The sequence below is a fragment of the Streptococcus sp. 9.1 genome (assembly GCF_016648815.1).
Classification (GTDB): Bacteria; Bacillota; Bacilli; order Lactobacillales; family Streptococcaceae; genus Streptococcus; species Streptococcus salivarius_E.
Map to the genome: position 1 here is coordinate 1 of NZ_JACLQS010000006.1, position 15,251 is coordinate 15,251.

The following is a 15,251-nucleotide window of genomic DNA, read 5'->3' on the forward strand; positions in this document are numbered from 1 at the left end:
ATAAGTCAATTTCATAATAAAAACACCCCAAAAGTTAGATTTTTTCTGTCTAACTTTTGGGGTGCAGTTCAGTGAGCTAGACGCTTTTCTTATGAGAGATCTGATAATCTAGGAATGGGGAAAAGTGTTTGGGGAAGATAGGTATAAATGCTAAGAAGGGTTCCTAGACTATTTAGAAAATGTTTATGAGAACAATAAGTTTTAAATGATAAAACATTTATCTATAACTCATTAGGTCTCTCTTTACATTATCTATTGTACCAAAAAAAATGATAGATAACTTACATATTTAAAAAATGTGTAAGAAAAAATCATGAACAGTCATTTTCTAGTCTTGAATGGTAAATTCCAAATAAATTTCATGAGTGGTTGCAAATTGACTATGATAGGAAATAAAGTTACAAGCCATAGGAACACTAAAAAACGCCTAGCTGCTTTAGCTAGACGTTCTTTATTAGGAGAGATCTGGAAATCTAGGAATGGGGGAAAAGTGTTTGGGGAAGATAGGTATAAATGTTAAGAAGGGTTCCTAGACTATTTTTTATTCTGTTTATGAGAATAATGAGTTAAAACTAACAAAAAGTTGAGCTTTACGACTCATCCGGTCTCTCTTTACATTTTCTATTTTACCAAAAAAAATCCAAAAAACTTTACAATTTGTTTAAAAATGTAAGAAAAAATCATGAACAGTCATTTTCTAGTCGCGAATGGTCATCTCTCTTTATTTAAAAAAGCAGAACCATCCAGTCCTGCTTGAATAGTAGTGATAATGTATTGTCTTAGACAATTTTGCTATAGAGTTTCTTAACGTTGTTAATATCAACAGGTTGGATGCTTGTTTTTCCACCTTTAGGCTCCATTACAGAAGCAACGGCACTGTTGTGATCCAGTCCGATTGAATGTCCCAGTTCATGCTGGGCAGTGTTAAGAAGTTTCCCACCATTCTTTTGGTAATAATTGTTTTGGACGTGGAAAGTATTCAGGTATACAGTAGCATTACTATACTGTTTACTTGGGAGGTAATAAGTAGAGTAGGTAATTCCAAGAGGAGCTGCTACATTACCTTCATAACGTTCATCAGCAATGATGTTAGCTTTTTGTTTATCGTTAGTGAGCAAGAAGTTAAAGGCTCCAGTCTTGTTCCAAGAGGTGATAGCTTCTTTGTAGGCACTCACGATTTGTGGATTTTTAGCATTGATGAAAACTGTCGCTTCCTTACTTGACCAGTGTGGTGTAGCATAGTTATCCTTAACGAGCACATTATTTTTTTGCCAGACTTGAGTCACTCGATCCACTGGTTTAGCAGGTTGGATAGGAGTGGCTCCTGGATTTGTGGGTTTAGTTACAGTCGTTGTTGGCTTCTTAGGCTGTGTCGTTGTAGGAGTTGCTGGCTTGTTTACAACAGTCGCAGGTTTCTTAGGTTGACTAGTTGCCGGTGTTGTAGGTTTGTTAGCGACTGTGGCTGGTTTTTTAGGTTGACTAACAGCAGGAGTTGATTGTTTAGGTTTTGTTGTAGCTGTTGTCGTGGGCTTTGTAGAAGGTGTTAATGGTTTTGGAATATAAGTAGATAGAATCTTATGAACGTTACCATTATTAATTTCTGTTGATACCCATGTAGCACCATCTTTTGACCAGGTTTGTGCTTGAGCGACAGTTTCGGTCTTTGGTTCAGAGTGATTTTCTACAGCCTTATGATTGCTATCTGTATTTGTCGGAATTCTAGTCCCATAGGTTTTGCTACCAGTCTGGCTGTCGACAGTACTGCTAGCTGTTTGACTATCTTGTTTCAATTCCTCAAAAGTCGGAGTATTTGTGGGCGTTTGTTCATAGTCATTTTCATGTGTATGAAGATCATCTACAGAGGTATGTGACACAGTAGTCACAGTAGTAGGTGTTTCACTAGATACACCTGTTTGAGTGATGGTATTGGTATTTGTAGTTGTTTCAAGTTCAGAAAATGTCATAGCCTGGTTAGGATCTGAAACATAGGTTTGATCCGCAGAGGCATGCTGAGGATTTCCCACAAGAAAAGCACTAATGATACCGACAGTTGCAAGGGTTAAGATGGTCTTTGTCTTAGTCCCTTGCGTTTTAAAAGAACGTAACATAACTTTCTCCTTTTTAATATAAAACAAAAACAGTTCTCATGATAACATCTAAAAATGAAGACAAAGTGACAAGTAGATAACAATTGTTTTATAAATGAAATGAGGTGAGTTAAAAAGACTTTATGCTGTAAAAAAAGGAATAATATCCGATTAATTATGATAAAATGTTAAATAGGTATATTAAAGTATATTAGAAAGAAAGAGGGAAATAAGATGCTTTCTATTATCGTCCTTGAAGATGATGCCTTGCAGCGTCATCGTGTTAGCCGTTTATTGGACGAAGCAGTTGAGGAGTCGAAGGCCGTTGTTGATGGGATTACCTTTTATGAGCAGGGTCAGGACTTGTTAGATGCTGATAGAGGTTCGGGTAAATCCATGGTTTATCTTTTGGATATTGACCTTAAAAATCAAACGAAGCAGGGACTAGATATTGGGCTTGAAATCCGTAAGGAGGATTTGAAAGCACAAATCGCTTTTGTTACAGCCTACTCTGAGTTTATGCCCTTGACCTTCCGTTATAAGATTCAAGCTTTGGACTTTGTTGATAAGTCTATGGAAGATACAGATCTTAAGAGAGCCTTGGTAGAACTTTTAGATTTTGCGTATTCGCAGGTTGAGCAAGAAACCAAGGCACAGAGTCTGACGGTAAAAACGGATAAAAATGATGTTAACATTCCTTATGATGACATTTTATACATTGAAACAGCCCCTGTGCCACATAAGTTGATCGCTCACACCAAGTCAAACCTAGTAGAATTCTATGGAAAAATTGCAGAAGTAGCGAAATTGGATGATATTTTCTTCCAAACGCATCGCTCTTTTGTTGTCAATGTGAGTAATGTGACAAGTGTGGATCGTACGGCTAATATGGTCTTCTTTGAGGGAGACGAGTCCTGCCTCCTATCGCGGACACGTAAAAAAGAACTTTTGGAACGATTGAAAAATCGTTAAGGCTCAGATTTTCCCCTTCTTCTCTAATCATTATTGAAAGTTTTCTGAAAATCGAGATAATTATTTAATTTTATCTCATATAATAGCAGGAAGTGTGATAAAATAGTAATGTGGCTTTTTACTGCTTATTTAAGATTACTAGAAGGAGGTGGCTAACCATTAAATGATGCTCAATTTGCAAATTGCATTAGAATATCTTTTGCATTTCATCGTCATACAGTGGATTTACGAAAAGACCAGCTTGGTCAAGATACCACGTATGATTCTTCCTATTGCGTTCTTAGTTGAATGTATAGGGGGGATACTGGGGATGTCATATAATGTCGGTTTGTCCTTTATGACACCGTTCTACCTTCTTTTTTATGCATATTTCTATGGCAAGGAAAGAACCACCAATATGTTGGCATTTTATGCCTTCTATCCTCTTGTTCTTTATCTTTTGATTTTTAATGGTTATGCCTACTTTTTGATGCCGGGATTTGGTATCACATCGGATTTCCTTAATAAAAGTTATCTTTATTTCATTTTCTTTGACCTTTTAATTATTCCAACATTTGTCGCTCTTTCCAAACTTCTTAATATTGATTTTAAATATTTGAGGGTTTTGGAGCGAGATCGCAAATTTGGTCGGATAATGTTTTTCACTAACTTTGTTTTGATTAGTTATGTGATTATGAACTATTCCGTAGTTGTGGCTTCGCGTTTCTTTGATTTGTACTATGCTGGCCATATTATAACCTTGATTGGCTATATAGCGATTCTTTATGCTGTTTACAGTGTCAATAGATACGCAGATGAGTACTTTGAAAATGAGCGAAGAAAAGAAAATCGTCGTCACTTGGATGACCTAGAGAAGTATTCTGAACAAGTCGAAAGTCTTTACGAAACGTTACGCAGTTTCCGTCACGACTATACTAATGTTATGATTTCGCTTAATGAAGCCATTCAGATGAAAGACATCGACCAAATCAAGATGATTTATGATAGTGTCTTGAAAGATTCGGCATCAGATTTGAAGCAGCAAAAGTTTGATTTGGCAAAATTAACTCGTGTGACCAACATGCCGCTTAAGAGTCTGTTGTCATCTAAAGTAGCCGAAGCTTTTGATAAAGGTATTCAATGTCATGTTGAGGTTGAAGAGGGCGTCTTCTTCACAGATATGCGTCCACTCGACTTGATTACAATTATATCCATTCTTTGTGATAATGCTATAGAAGCTACTGTATTAGCAGATGAACCAAAATTATCTATCGCTATCTTTAAGATGGAAAATCAATCAGTTATTGTTGTTGAGAATTCAACTAAGGAAGCTTCTATTGATGTAGCTCCTTTGAAACAAAGAGGATTTTCAACAAAAGGAACAGGTCGTGGATTGGGCTTGGCAAATATCGAAGAGATTCTCTTTAGATACGATAATGTCACGCTTGAAACGGAATCAGCACAACACCGTTTTGTCCAATTATTGTCTATTACACCAAAAGAAGATTAATGGGGATTTAATAAGAATTTTTAGAATTCTTATTAATCCCTATTTTTATGTTAAAAAGTATGGTAAAATAGGGAAGTTAATCATGTGTTTTTTAATTCAGGGGGATTTATTATGTTGAAAGACGAATGGTTAGAGTACTTTGAGGCTGTGAATGGCCGAAAACCAAGACCAATCGACTTTAAAGAAGCCTTGGAACGAGGAGAGTTTGTTCTCTCTGAAGGTGCAGAGGCTCACCAAGTAGCTGATCAAGGAGAATCATCAGCTGACCAACAGTTTGAAGAAGGAACCGCAACTGCCAGAGCACTAGCCCAGTCTCAGAAAGAGCGTGACAACGCGCAAGAGGCTATGGCAAATGCGGCCCAAGAAAAGAGAAAGGCCCTATCTCAAGAGACTGTTGGTCAAGTAAGAACCATTCAGTCGGGCCGTCAGGCTGAGGATATTCAAAAAGAAGAGGAACAACGCAAACGCGTCGCAGAGGCTAAGGAGCGTTTGGCAAGCTATGCGCCAACCCGTCCAGATGCAGGAAATCATTCTGTTAATACCTCGAGTGAGCCTAATCAATCTATTCCAGTTTTCAGTAACCAAGCACAGCATCTTGGATTGTCTGAGGATTTGACAAAACTTGATCATAAGGAAGAAAAAGCAGCTAAGAAGCTTGCTCGTCAAGCTACTCGTGATAAGAAAAAGGCTGAAAAATTAGCTGCTAAAGCTAAATCTAAGGAAGAACAGACAGTTGCCAGACTAGAAAAGAGATTGGAAAGTCAGGTTCGTCTTCTAGAAACGATTCAAAACGCTAATCAAAAATCGCAAAAGGCCAAAAATTGGGGCAAAGGAGCCTTGATTTCTAGTCTTGTTGCTGTTGTTTTGATGTTGCTTGTTGGTGGTGTATACGGTTTTTGGCGTAATGCTTCGGGGAACATTGAGGGGACTTGGGAATTAAAATCGTCTAAGGTATTGGACGAAAATTCTGGAAAGTTAACCAATGCTCTGAAAGAACATGAAGATAAAGATGAAATTTACGTCTCTTTCCTTAAAGTTGATCAGTCTAATAATTTACAAACACATTCTTACTTTTATAAAAAAGGTGAGGAGGATCAGCCTACTTTTACAGCTTCAGATTATTTGAAGGAATATCAAGTTGTTGATCAGTGGAATAAATCGATTACCTATACTAAAGAAGTTTCAGAATTTAAGCGTGAGTTGACTAAAGTTGTCTCGCAACTTTATCCAAATGCAGATAAGAATCTAGTAGATTACTATATTTCGGATAATGTAGATAACTATCGACTCTACCGTAAAGGGAAACGCACCAAGTCTTATACTGTAAATAAAGATACCTTGGTTGTTTCTACCTACAACGAGGATGGCAAGTTGACCAGTCGTGATACTTACGAGAAAGTGTCGAAGGCAGCTGCTAAGGGTTTAGAAGCTGAATATGCTGAAGCAAAGGTAGCTTATGAAAAAAATCACAAGACTACAACTAAGAAATAGTCGAAAAGGAAGTTAGAGTTTGACTCTAACTTTTTTTGTAGAAATTTTAAGTCTGTCAAGTTTTTTTCTTGACACATAAAAATGATATGGTATACTAGTTAAGGTCGAGGGGCGATAAGTGCCCCCACCATAATAAAAAACTAAAGAAAAGAGATATTAAAAATGGCAGTAAAAATCCGTTTGACTCGTATGGGTTCTAAGAAAAAACCTTTCTACCGTATTAACGTTGCAGATTCACGTGCTCCACGTGATGGACGTTTCATCGAAACAGTTGGTACTTACAACCCACTCGTTGAAGAAAACCAAGTAACACTTAAAGAAGAACGTGTTCTTGAGTGGTTGTCTAAAGGTGCACAACCTTCAGATACAGTTCGTAACATCCTTTCAAAAGAAGGCGTTATGAAGAAATTCCACGAATCAAAATTCTCAAAATAATTTTTTAGCCTATGGATACCATTGAAAATCTTATTATCGCTATCGTTAAACCTTTAATTGCTTCACCAGATCAGTTGACCATCAAAATTATTGACGGTCCTGAGTTTTTGGAGTACCATCTTGACCTTGCCCCAGCCGATATTGGGCGCGTTATCGGGAAAAAAGGACGTACTATTACGGCGATAAGAGCGATTGTCTATTCGGTACCTACTCAAGGTAAAAAAGTTCGTCTTGTTATTGACGAAAAAGAGAAAGCTTAAGAGGTGACCCTAGGGTTGCCTTTTTTGCATATTTTGGTTATACCTAGGAGTCTTTGGTATAATAAGAGCGTCAAAGCATTAAGCTCAGGGAAAAACTAGAAATCTAGTTTAGAGGTCAGCTTAATGACTAAGTTGAAGCATTAGCCAAAAAAGGAGTAATTATGACTTATCAGGAAGCGTTGGATTGGATTCATGGACAATTAAAATTTGGCATCAAGCCTGGCTTGGAGCGTATGGCTTGGATGCTTAAAGAGTTGGGAAATCCACAAGATAATCTCAAGGCTGTGCATATCGTGGGAACAAACGGCAAAGGGTCTACAGTCAATGCCCTCCAAACCATTTTCACCCAAGCGGGTTATGAGGTTGGAACCTTTACTTCACCCTATATTATTGACTTCAAGGAACGAATTTCTCTTAACGGTCAGATGATTTCAGAAGAGGACTTACTTGACCTGGTTAATCGAGTGAAGCCTGTGGTTGAACGGCTGCCAAAAGAGACAGAGCATGAAAATGCGACAGAGTTTGAAATTATCACAGTTTTGATGTTCCTCTATTTTGGTCAGGTCCATCCTGTTGATATCGCATTCATTGAAGCTGGAATGGGTGGTCTTCATGATTCGACTAATCTCTTTAAGCCCTTGGCAGTCCTGTGTCCATCGATTGGTTTGGATCATCAGGCTATTTTGGGAAATACCCATGCTGAAATTGCTGCTGAGAAGGCTGGTGTTTTGAAGAATGAGGCTCCCTTTATTTATGCGACTGACCGTACTGATGTTCGAGATGTTTTCGAGAAGAAGGCGCGAGAAGAAGGTTCTAAGACCTATGAGCTGGGGAGAGATTTCACAGCTGAAGGGTCAAGCCTTTCCTTTGATTTTACCTATGGAGAGCAAAGGTTAGATGATATAGCCTTGGCTATGGCCGGTCAACACCAAGTAGCAAATGCTAGCTTGGCTATCATGGCTTCTTTATTGCTTCAAAAAGATTATCCTAAAGTAACGCCTGAACTCATAAAGGATGCACTGGCTCATGCCAATTGGCGAGGTCGAACAGAATTTTTAAGACCTAATCTCATGATTGATGGTGCTCATAATAATGAGAGTGTTAAAGTTTTGATTGACTTGTTGCAATCAGAATATGCAGATAAGGAGATTGAACTTCTCTTTGCGGCGATTGACACCAAGCCTATTGATGGCATGCTTGCCCAACTAAAATCGGTTGGTGACTTGACTGTAACGAGTTTTGACTATCCAAATAGTGTTAAATTAGATAAATACCCAGAGGCTTATAATCAGGTACCAGACTTCAAAACATGGATTAAAGGACATGTGACGACTGACAATAAGAAACTTTATGTGATTACGGGATCTCTATACTTCATTTCTCAGGTCAGAAAATGGGTTTTAGAGCAGGCAAGTGATGGTTAAGACTTGAAAGATGACATTTAGGGGCGTATAATAGCCCTCGTATGTTTTAAAAGTAAGGAGATCACAATGTTTCAACGTCTGAAAAACATTTTAATCGGTGAACCTTTAACTCATGATGATAGTGGTGATGAACACTTATTGTCCAAGATTCAGGCCTTGGCCATGTTGTCGAGTGATGCGCTATCATCTATCGCCTATGGTCCAGAGCAAGTCGTTTTGGTTCTGACAGCTGTATCTAGTGCGGCTATTTGGTGGTCAATCCCTATTGGACTTTTGGTTCTCGTTCTTTTGGCCAGTCTTACCATCTCTTATAGACAGGTTATCAAAGCCTATCCTCAAGGTGGTGGCGCCTATATGGTAACGACGGAAAATCTGTCTCCTAAGTTTGGCTTGATAGCTGGTGGTAGTCTTTTGGTCGATTACATGTTGACGGTTGCTGTTTCAGTGGCCTCAGGTGCAGATGCCATTACTTCAGCCCTTCCCTTCCTGCATCCTTTCAATCTTGAAATATCAATGATTTTGGTGCTTGTTTTGATGGTTATGAACCTTAGGGGAATGCGTGAATCGGCAAAATCTTTGATGATACCAGTTTATCTCTTCATTGTTTCGACGCTCTTCTTGTTGGGATTTGGTTTCTTTCAAATTTTAACGGGTCATATGCCTTACGCAGCCACAGCACATTTAGGACAACCAATTACAGGTGTATCATTGATTCTTATTTTAAGGGCCTTTACTTCAGGTTCTGCCTCATTGACAGGGGTAGAAGCTATCTCTAATGCGGTGCCTTTCTTTAAGAAACCTAAGGCCAAAAATGCAGCTTCAACCCTCTTTATTATGTCTAGCATTTTGGGGGCTATGTTTGCGGGAATCACCTTCCTCAACTGGTGGACTGGTATTACGCCTCATGCAGGAGTAACTATCTTGTCACAAATGGCTAGAGAAATTCTCGGTCAGTCATGGATTGGTAGTATTCTATTTTACGTTTTCCAATTCTCTACTGCCATGATTCTTGCAGTAGCGGCTAACACAGGTTTTTCAGCCTTTCCGATGTTGTCCTTTAATATGGCGAAAAATAAATACATGCCTCATATGTACCTTGAAAAAGGGGCACGTATGGGATACTCTAATGGGATCTTGACACTTGCAATTGGTGCCATTACCCTTTTGTTTATTTTCCGAGGAAATACGGAACGGTTGATTCCGCTTTATACCATCGGTGTATTCATTCCATTTGCTCTTTCTCAAACGGGGATGGTTATCCATTGGATTCGTGAATATGGTAAGGGATTCTGGAAACATTCTTTAGCTAATATCTTGGGGGCTCTCATTTGTTATGCTATTGTTCTCATTCTCTTCCTTTTCCGTTTAGGAGATATCTGGCCATTCTTCCCAATTATTGCAATCTTGATGTGGATGTTCCTTAAGATTAAAAAACACTATAATGGTGTTGCTCAACAGTTGCGTATTGATGGAGCGGTAGAAGAACACCATTATCAAGGAAATATTGTTCTTATCCTCGTTGGGAATGTTACCAAGGCTAATATCGGAGCTATTTCCTATGCGCGTTCTATTGGTGACAAGGTTATCGCCATGCATGTATCTACTAAGGATACTGAGAACAAGGACAAGGAAACTGAACAAGAGTTTAAAAAATATTTCCCTGAAATTGAGATGGTTCATATCCAATCACCGTACAGCTCAATCACTCAGTCAACCATTCAGTATGTGGACGAGGTCGCCACTCAAGCTGAGAAGGATAATGCGACTCTGACAGTCATGATTCCTCAGTTTGTACCTAAAAAATCATGGCAAACCATGCTTCACAACCAAATGAGTTTACGATTGAAATATTATCTCAAATGGCGTGAGAATATTGTGGTTTCATCTTATTCTTACCACTTGAAAGACTAAAAAATATAAGCGAAGATATCCTCTATATGAAAGGTGGTCTTCGCTTTTTTTGAGATTTAGGTAGCTAGGAAATCTTATTTTTTGCAAGAAAAATCCAGCAAAATAAGGTATAATAGATAGTATTATAACGTTGCAAGAGGAAATTATGGCAAATCAAGAAAAAGTAGAACAAGCAGTCTATCAACTATTGGAAGCTCTAGGTGAAAATCCTGAGCGTGAGGGACTTTTGGACACACCAAAACGTGTGGCTAAGATGTATGCTGAAATGTTTTCAGGTCTAAATGAAGACCCTAAGGATCAATTTACAGCTGTCTTTTCAGAAGTCCATGACGAAGTTGTCCTTGTCAAGGATATTCCTTTTTACTCTATGTGTGAGCACCATTTGGTTCCATTTTATGGTAAGGCCCACGTGGCTTATTTGCCAAGTGGAGACAAGGTGACAGGACTTTCCAAATTAGCGCGTGCGGTTGAAGTAGCTGCTCGTCGTCCACAGTTGCAAGAACGTCTTACAGATCAAGTTGCTACAGCACTTGAAGAAGCTCTGAATCCTCGAGGAGTTTTTGTCATGGTTGAAGCAGAGCACATGTGCATGACCATGCGAGGCATTAAGAAACCAGGAAGTAAGACAATCACAACTGTCGCTAAGGGCCTTTATAAAGAAGACCGTGAAGAACGCAAGGAAATTCTTTCATTGATGCGTGATTTTTAGGAGTTAAGATGTTTATTGGCAAACATGAGATTGCAGGTAAGGCCTGTATTATGGGAATCTTGAATGTCACCCCTGATTCTTTCTCAGATGGTGGCGATTTTGACACTGTAGAGGATGCGTTGGCTCAGGTTGAGCGTATGATTGCCCAGGGAGCTGCCATTATCGATGTAGGTGGCGAATCTACAAGACCAGGAGCAGAATTTGTGACCGAGGAAGAAGAGATTGCTCGTATCGTGCCAGTTATTCAGGCTATCAAGGCAAAATATGATGTGCTCATCAGTATTGATACCTATAAGACAGCTACTGCCAGAGCTGCTCTTGAAGCAGGGGCAGATATTCTAAATGACGTCTGGGCTGGACTCTATGATGGTCAGATGCTAGCTTTAGCAGCTGAAAAGAATGTGCCGATTATTCTCATGCATAATCAAAAAGAAGAAGTATACAATGATGTCACAGAAGATGTCTGTACATTCCTCAGTCAACGAGCCCAGGCCGCCTTGGAAGCAGGTGTGGCCAAGGACAATATCTGGATTGATCCAGGCTTTGGCTTTGCGAAAAATGTCCAACACAATATTGACCTGCTAAAAGGTTTGGACAAGGTCGTTGCCTTGGGCTATCCTGTTCTTTTTGGGATTTCTCGTAAGCGTGTTGTGGACTACCTACTAGGTGGAAATACCCAAGCTAAGGACCGTGATCAGGGAACGGCTGCTCTATCTGGCTATGCTGTTAGCAAGGGCTGTCAGATTGTCCGTGTGCATAATGTTGATGCCAATCGTGATATTGTTAAGACCATTTCAGGGATTTTATGATACTAAAAAAAGCTCGATTGAGCTTTTTTTCTTAGTCTTGAATTGTCCAAACGCTGACAGATTTTTCAGAAACTGGGAAGTCTCCCCATCCGTCTTCGTCAATGGTTACAGTATCAGAGCAGTTTCCAAGAATGTCATAGAAGGTTTGTCCAGCCCAATCACTACCAATTTCCATAGACTTGCTGTTAGCAGCATCATTAGAGATTGTTACAGCTAATGGAGCGCCATCTTCGTTGCCAGAGCGTGTCCATCCAATACAGTTTGGATTATCAAAGTAGTCTGTTTGCTCTCCGTAAGCTAGGTCTTTACGAGCGTAGAGCAAGGTATCTAGGGTTTCTTGGAAATTTTCTTGAGCAAATTCACCTTCGATTCCATAGTAGTCACCATAAAATAGGCAAGGAAGACCGTCTTCACGGAGAAGAATGAGAGCATAAGCAGCTGGTTTAAACCATTCTTCAACAGTAGATTCTAGAGCTTGTCCGCGTTGAGTGTCGTGGTTGTCTACGAAGGTCACGGCATGTTCAGGATGATTTTTGACCAAAGAATGATCGAAAATTGTTGTTAAATCATAATCAGCTCCAGCTGTGCTAGCGTTGTGTAGATTGTTGTGAAGGGGAACATCAACGAGGTCAAAACGTTTTTCAATCTTTTCAAGATAGGTATTGTTATCATCTTCGTTACCATTCCAAAATTCACCAAAGACATAGAAGTCTTGACCTTGTTTTTCTTTGACATCGCGAATAAAATTACGCATAAAGAAAGAATCAATGTGCTTAATAGCATCCATGCGGAAGCCTTGAACGCCTGTTGTTTCAACGAACCAATCTGCCCATTCATAAATGTTTTCGATAACTTCAGGGTGTTTATAGTCTAGGTTAGCATACATAAGGTAGTCAAAGTTACCATTCTCATTGTCAACCAAGTCGTTGTCTGCCCAACCTTTGTTGTCACCTTGGATAAGATAGATACCACTTTTATTACGTTTAGCATCGAAGTCAGTTCCGTTAAAGTGGTACCAGTGCCATTCAAAATCGTTGTAGGCCTTATTGCGTCCGTCAAAGGTGAAGTGTGTCCAGCCTTCTATTTCAAATGGTTCGCTGATTTCTTGGGTACGGTCCTCTGGGTCAACTTCGACCACTTCGAAGGTCTCGAGTTTATCAGCTGCGGCCTTGTGGTTAAGCACAACGTCGGCCATAGGTACGATACCAACTTCTTTGAGTTGGTTGATAGCATTGAGATACTCTTCTTTAAGGCCGTATTTGGTGCGGACAGTTCCTTTTTGGTCGAATTCTCCAAGGTCAAAGAGGTCATAGACTCCGTAACCAACGTCATCTTTGTTGGTAGCTTTAAAAGCAGGTGGCATCCAAACGTGGCTGATGCCTAGGTCTGCTAAATGTTGGGCATCTTCAGCCAAATTGTTCCAGTGTTGTCCGTCACTTGGGAGATACCATTCAAAGTATTGCATTGCGGTTTGATTAGTCATAGTTTTTTTCCTTATTAGTTGAGATAGTCTTGCTTGTAATCAGGAGTCTTTTTAACTCCTGTGCCTATATTTTACCAAATCAGAAGAATTATGCAACCGATTGCATAAGCGTAAACACAATAACTTCAGATCTGTCTAAAATATCATACTAATTAGAGACCAACTTTTCAACTGTTTTGTGCTAGAATAAAGAGGAGTATAGTCGTCTTAAGGAGAAACTATGGATAAAATTATTTTAAATGGTTGCCGTTTTTATGGCTATCATGGGGCTTTTGCTGAGGAACAGACCCTGGGACAAATTTTTGTGGTAGATTTGGAATTGGCTGTTGATTTAACTAAGGCCTCACAGAGTGACAATCTAGATGATACGGTTCACTATGGATTGGTTTTTGAAGCCGTGCAAAAACAAGTGGAAGATAAAAAGTATATTTTGATTGAGCGTTTGGCTGGTGCGATTTGTGAGGATTTATTTGCACAGTTTCCACCAATTCAATCTATTAAAGTTCGAATTACTAAGGAAAATCCACCAATTAATGGGCATTATAAGAATGTTGGTATCGAATTGGAGCGTAGCCGATGACAAGAGTTTATTTGAGTTTGGGATCTAATATGGGAGACCGTCAAGGCTATCTTCAAAAAGCTGTGAAGACCTTGAATGACTTACCTGAGACGGAAGTTAAAGCGGTATCCTCTTATTATGAAACGGCTGCCTGGGGACTGACTGATCAGGCTGATTTTTTGAATCTTGCCTTGGCTTTAGAGACGAAGTTGCCAGCAGAGACCTTACTAAGGTCATGTCAGCAAATTGAAAAAGACCTTGATCGCGTTCGTCATGAGCATTGGGGGCCTCGGACGGTAGATATAGATATTCTTCTATATGGGCAGGAAATCTGGGAGACTGAGCACCTTAAAGTGCCCCACCCATATATGAGTCAGAGAGCTTTTGTTCTGGTGCCCTTAGTAGAGATAGCAGATGATTTGGTTGACCCTAAAACTGGGCAAGCTTACAAAAATTATTTGAGTCAATTAAACACTAGTGATGTCCGTAAATTGGAGCTTATGGACTAGCTTTGCGTGAAATTCCTTGTCGTCAAGATGGGGAATTTTTGCTATAATTAAACTTGGCTTTTTGCTGTATTTTTCTTCTAATTTTTAGGGAAAAATACTCACTCATTTTTAGGTAGTGATAGTAATATGGGGAAGTCTATCACGATACCTACAAAGAAAACAATGTATAGAAAAAGTATGGAAAATAACATGTTAGATGAACTTAAAGAAGATTTAGTGGGGATTGATATTCGTTTCGACGAACCCTTAAAACGTTATACATATACCAAGGTTGGTGGTCCAGCAGATTATTTGGCCTTTCCACGAAACCGCTATGAACTCTCTCGTATTGTCAAATTTGCTAATAAGCATGACATTCCTTGGATGGTGCTTGGTAATGCCAGTAATTTGATTGTCCGTGACGGTGGTATCAGAGGTTTTGTGATTATGTTTGACAGGCTCAATGGTATCGCAGTTAATGGTTATCAAATTGAAGCTGAAGCGGGAGCTAACTTGATTGCGACAACCAAGGTAGCCCGTTTTCAAAGTTTGACTGGTTTTGAATTTGCAGCGGGGATTCCAGGTAGTGTTGGTGGTGCCGTCTTTATGAATGCTGGTGCCTATGGTGGCGAGATTGCCCATATCTTGGTTTCTGCTCAGGTTCTTACAAAAGACGGTGATATTCGTACGATTGACGCAAGAGATATGCGCTTTGGTTATCGTCGTTCAGTGCTCCAAGAAACAGGAGAAGTGGTTATTTCAGCTAAATTCAACCTCAAACCAGGAGACTACGAGCAAATCAAGAATGAGATGAACCGTCTTAATCACTTGCGAGAGCTTAAACAACCTCTTGAATACCCTTCATGTGGTTCGGTCTTTAAACGTCCACCAGGTCACTTTGCAGGTCAGCTGATTATGGAAGCTAACCTCAAGGGACATCGTATCGGCGGTGTTGAGGTGTCAACTAAGCATGCTGGTTTCATGGTCAATGTTGATCACGGAACAGCTAAAGATTATGAAGACCTTATTGCAGATGTTATCGCCAAGGTTAAGGAAAATTCAGGTGTTAAACTAGACCCTGAAGTACGTATCATTGGCGACAAATTAAACTAATAAAACCCTATCCCTATATTT

14 protein-coding genes are annotated in these 15,251 nt (G+C 39.4%); 12 read left to right on the forward strand and 2 right to left on the reverse strand.

Features of this window, described 5'->3' with window-relative positions:
- Positions 1-779: 779 nt before the first annotated feature.
- Positions 780-2,108 carry a matrixin family metalloprotease gene (locus H7T93_RS05560; RefSeq protein WP_201041671.1) on the reverse strand — a complete coding sequence of 443 codons (1,329 nt, stop codon included), beginning with the start codon at positions 2,106-2,108 and terminating at the stop codon, positions 780-782.
- A gap of 213 nt (positions 2,109-2,321) precedes the next feature.
- On the opposite strand from H7T93_RS05560, the gene H7T93_RS05565 reads away from it, so the two are divergent.
- The 9 genes from H7T93_RS05565 to folP all read left to right on the forward strand — a co-directional run bounded on the left by H7T93_RS05565 (position 2,322) and on the right by folP (position 11,587).
- Positions 2,322-3,059, forward strand: a complete 738-nt coding sequence (locus H7T93_RS05565) for a LytR/AlgR family response regulator transcription factor (RefSeq protein ID WP_201041672.1) — start codon at positions 2,322-2,324, stop codon at positions 3,057-3,059.
- Between the two features lie 310 nt (positions 3,060-3,369).
- The gene (locus H7T93_RS05570; RefSeq protein ID WP_002884300.1) at positions 3,370-4,548 is read left to right on the forward strand and encodes a sensor histidine kinase; all 1,179 of its coding nucleotides are present in this window, start codon (positions 3,370-3,372) and stop codon (positions 4,546-4,548) included.
- Positions 4,549-4,659: 111 nt separating this feature from the next.
- On the forward strand, positions 4,660-6,039 hold the full coding sequence (locus tag H7T93_RS05575) for a hypothetical protein (RefSeq protein ID WP_037602849.1): 1,380 nt from the start codon (positions 4,660-4,662) through the stop codon (positions 6,037-6,039).
- Between the two features lie 162 nt (positions 6,040-6,201).
- Positions 6,202-6,474 (forward strand): 30S ribosomal protein S16, encoded by a 273-nt coding sequence (gene rpsP / locus H7T93_RS05580; protein WP_002884675.1) that lies wholly within the window; start codon positions 6,202-6,204, stop codon positions 6,472-6,474.
- An 11-nt stretch (positions 6,475-6,485) separates the two neighbouring features.
- Positions 6,486-6,734: a KH domain-containing protein gene (locus H7T93_RS05585; RefSeq protein WP_002884680.1), complete on the forward strand. Its 249-nt coding sequence runs from the start codon at positions 6,486-6,488 to the stop codon at positions 6,732-6,734.
- Positions 6,735-6,895: 161 nt separating this feature from the next.
- A complete protein-coding gene (locus H7T93_RS05590) occupies positions 6,896-8,158 on the forward strand; it encodes a bifunctional folylpolyglutamate synthase/dihydrofolate synthase (RefSeq protein WP_070476700.1) in 1,263 nt (420 codons plus the stop codon).
- A gap of 66 nt (positions 8,159-8,224) precedes the next feature.
- The gene (locus H7T93_RS05595) at positions 8,225-10,069 is read left to right on the forward strand and encodes an APC family permease (protein WP_004183113.1); all 1,845 of its coding nucleotides are present in this window, start codon (positions 8,225-8,227) and stop codon (positions 10,067-10,069) included.
- A 145-nt stretch (positions 10,070-10,214) separates the two neighbouring features.
- Positions 10,215-10,778: a GTP cyclohydrolase I FolE gene (gene folE, locus H7T93_RS05600; RefSeq protein WP_002884345.1), complete on the forward strand. Its 564-nt coding sequence runs from the start codon at positions 10,215-10,217 to the stop codon at positions 10,776-10,778.
- Between the two features lie 8 nt (positions 10,779-10,786).
- On the forward strand, positions 10,787-11,587 hold the full coding sequence (gene folP, locus H7T93_RS05605) for a dihydropteroate synthase (protein WP_014634879.1): 801 nt from the start codon (positions 10,787-10,789) through the stop codon (positions 11,585-11,587).
- A 31-nt stretch (positions 11,588-11,618) separates the two neighbouring features.
- Here folP and H7T93_RS05610 read toward each other — a convergent pair whose 3' ends face one another.
- The gene (locus H7T93_RS05610) at positions 11,619-13,070 is read right to left on the reverse strand and encodes an alpha-amylase (protein WP_021143762.1); all 1,452 of its coding nucleotides are present in this window, start codon (positions 13,068-13,070) and stop codon (positions 11,619-11,621) included.
- A gap of 220 nt (positions 13,071-13,290) precedes the next feature.
- Between H7T93_RS05610 and folB the strand changes: the two genes are divergently transcribed.
- The 3 genes from folB (at position 13,291) to murB (ending at position 15,230) form a co-directional block, all read left to right on the forward strand.
- Positions 13,291-13,650 carry a dihydroneopterin aldolase gene (gene folB / locus H7T93_RS05615; RefSeq protein ID WP_014634877.1) on the forward strand — a complete coding sequence of 120 codons (360 nt, stop codon included), beginning with the start codon at positions 13,291-13,293 and terminating at the stop codon, positions 13,648-13,650.
- Positions 13,647-14,138, forward strand: coding sequence for a 2-amino-4-hydroxy-6-hydroxymethyldihydropteridine diphosphokinase (gene folK / locus H7T93_RS05620; protein ID WP_014634876.1), 492 nt, complete (start codon positions 13,647-13,649; stop codon positions 14,136-14,138). Before folB ends, folK begins: the two co-directional genes overlap by 4 nt.
- 189 nt (positions 14,139-14,327) lie before the next feature.
- A complete protein-coding gene (gene murB, locus H7T93_RS05625) occupies positions 14,328-15,230 on the forward strand; it encodes a UDP-N-acetylmuramate dehydrogenase (RefSeq protein WP_021143763.1) in 903 nt (300 codons plus the stop codon).
- Positions 15,231-15,251: the final 21 nt, after the last annotated feature.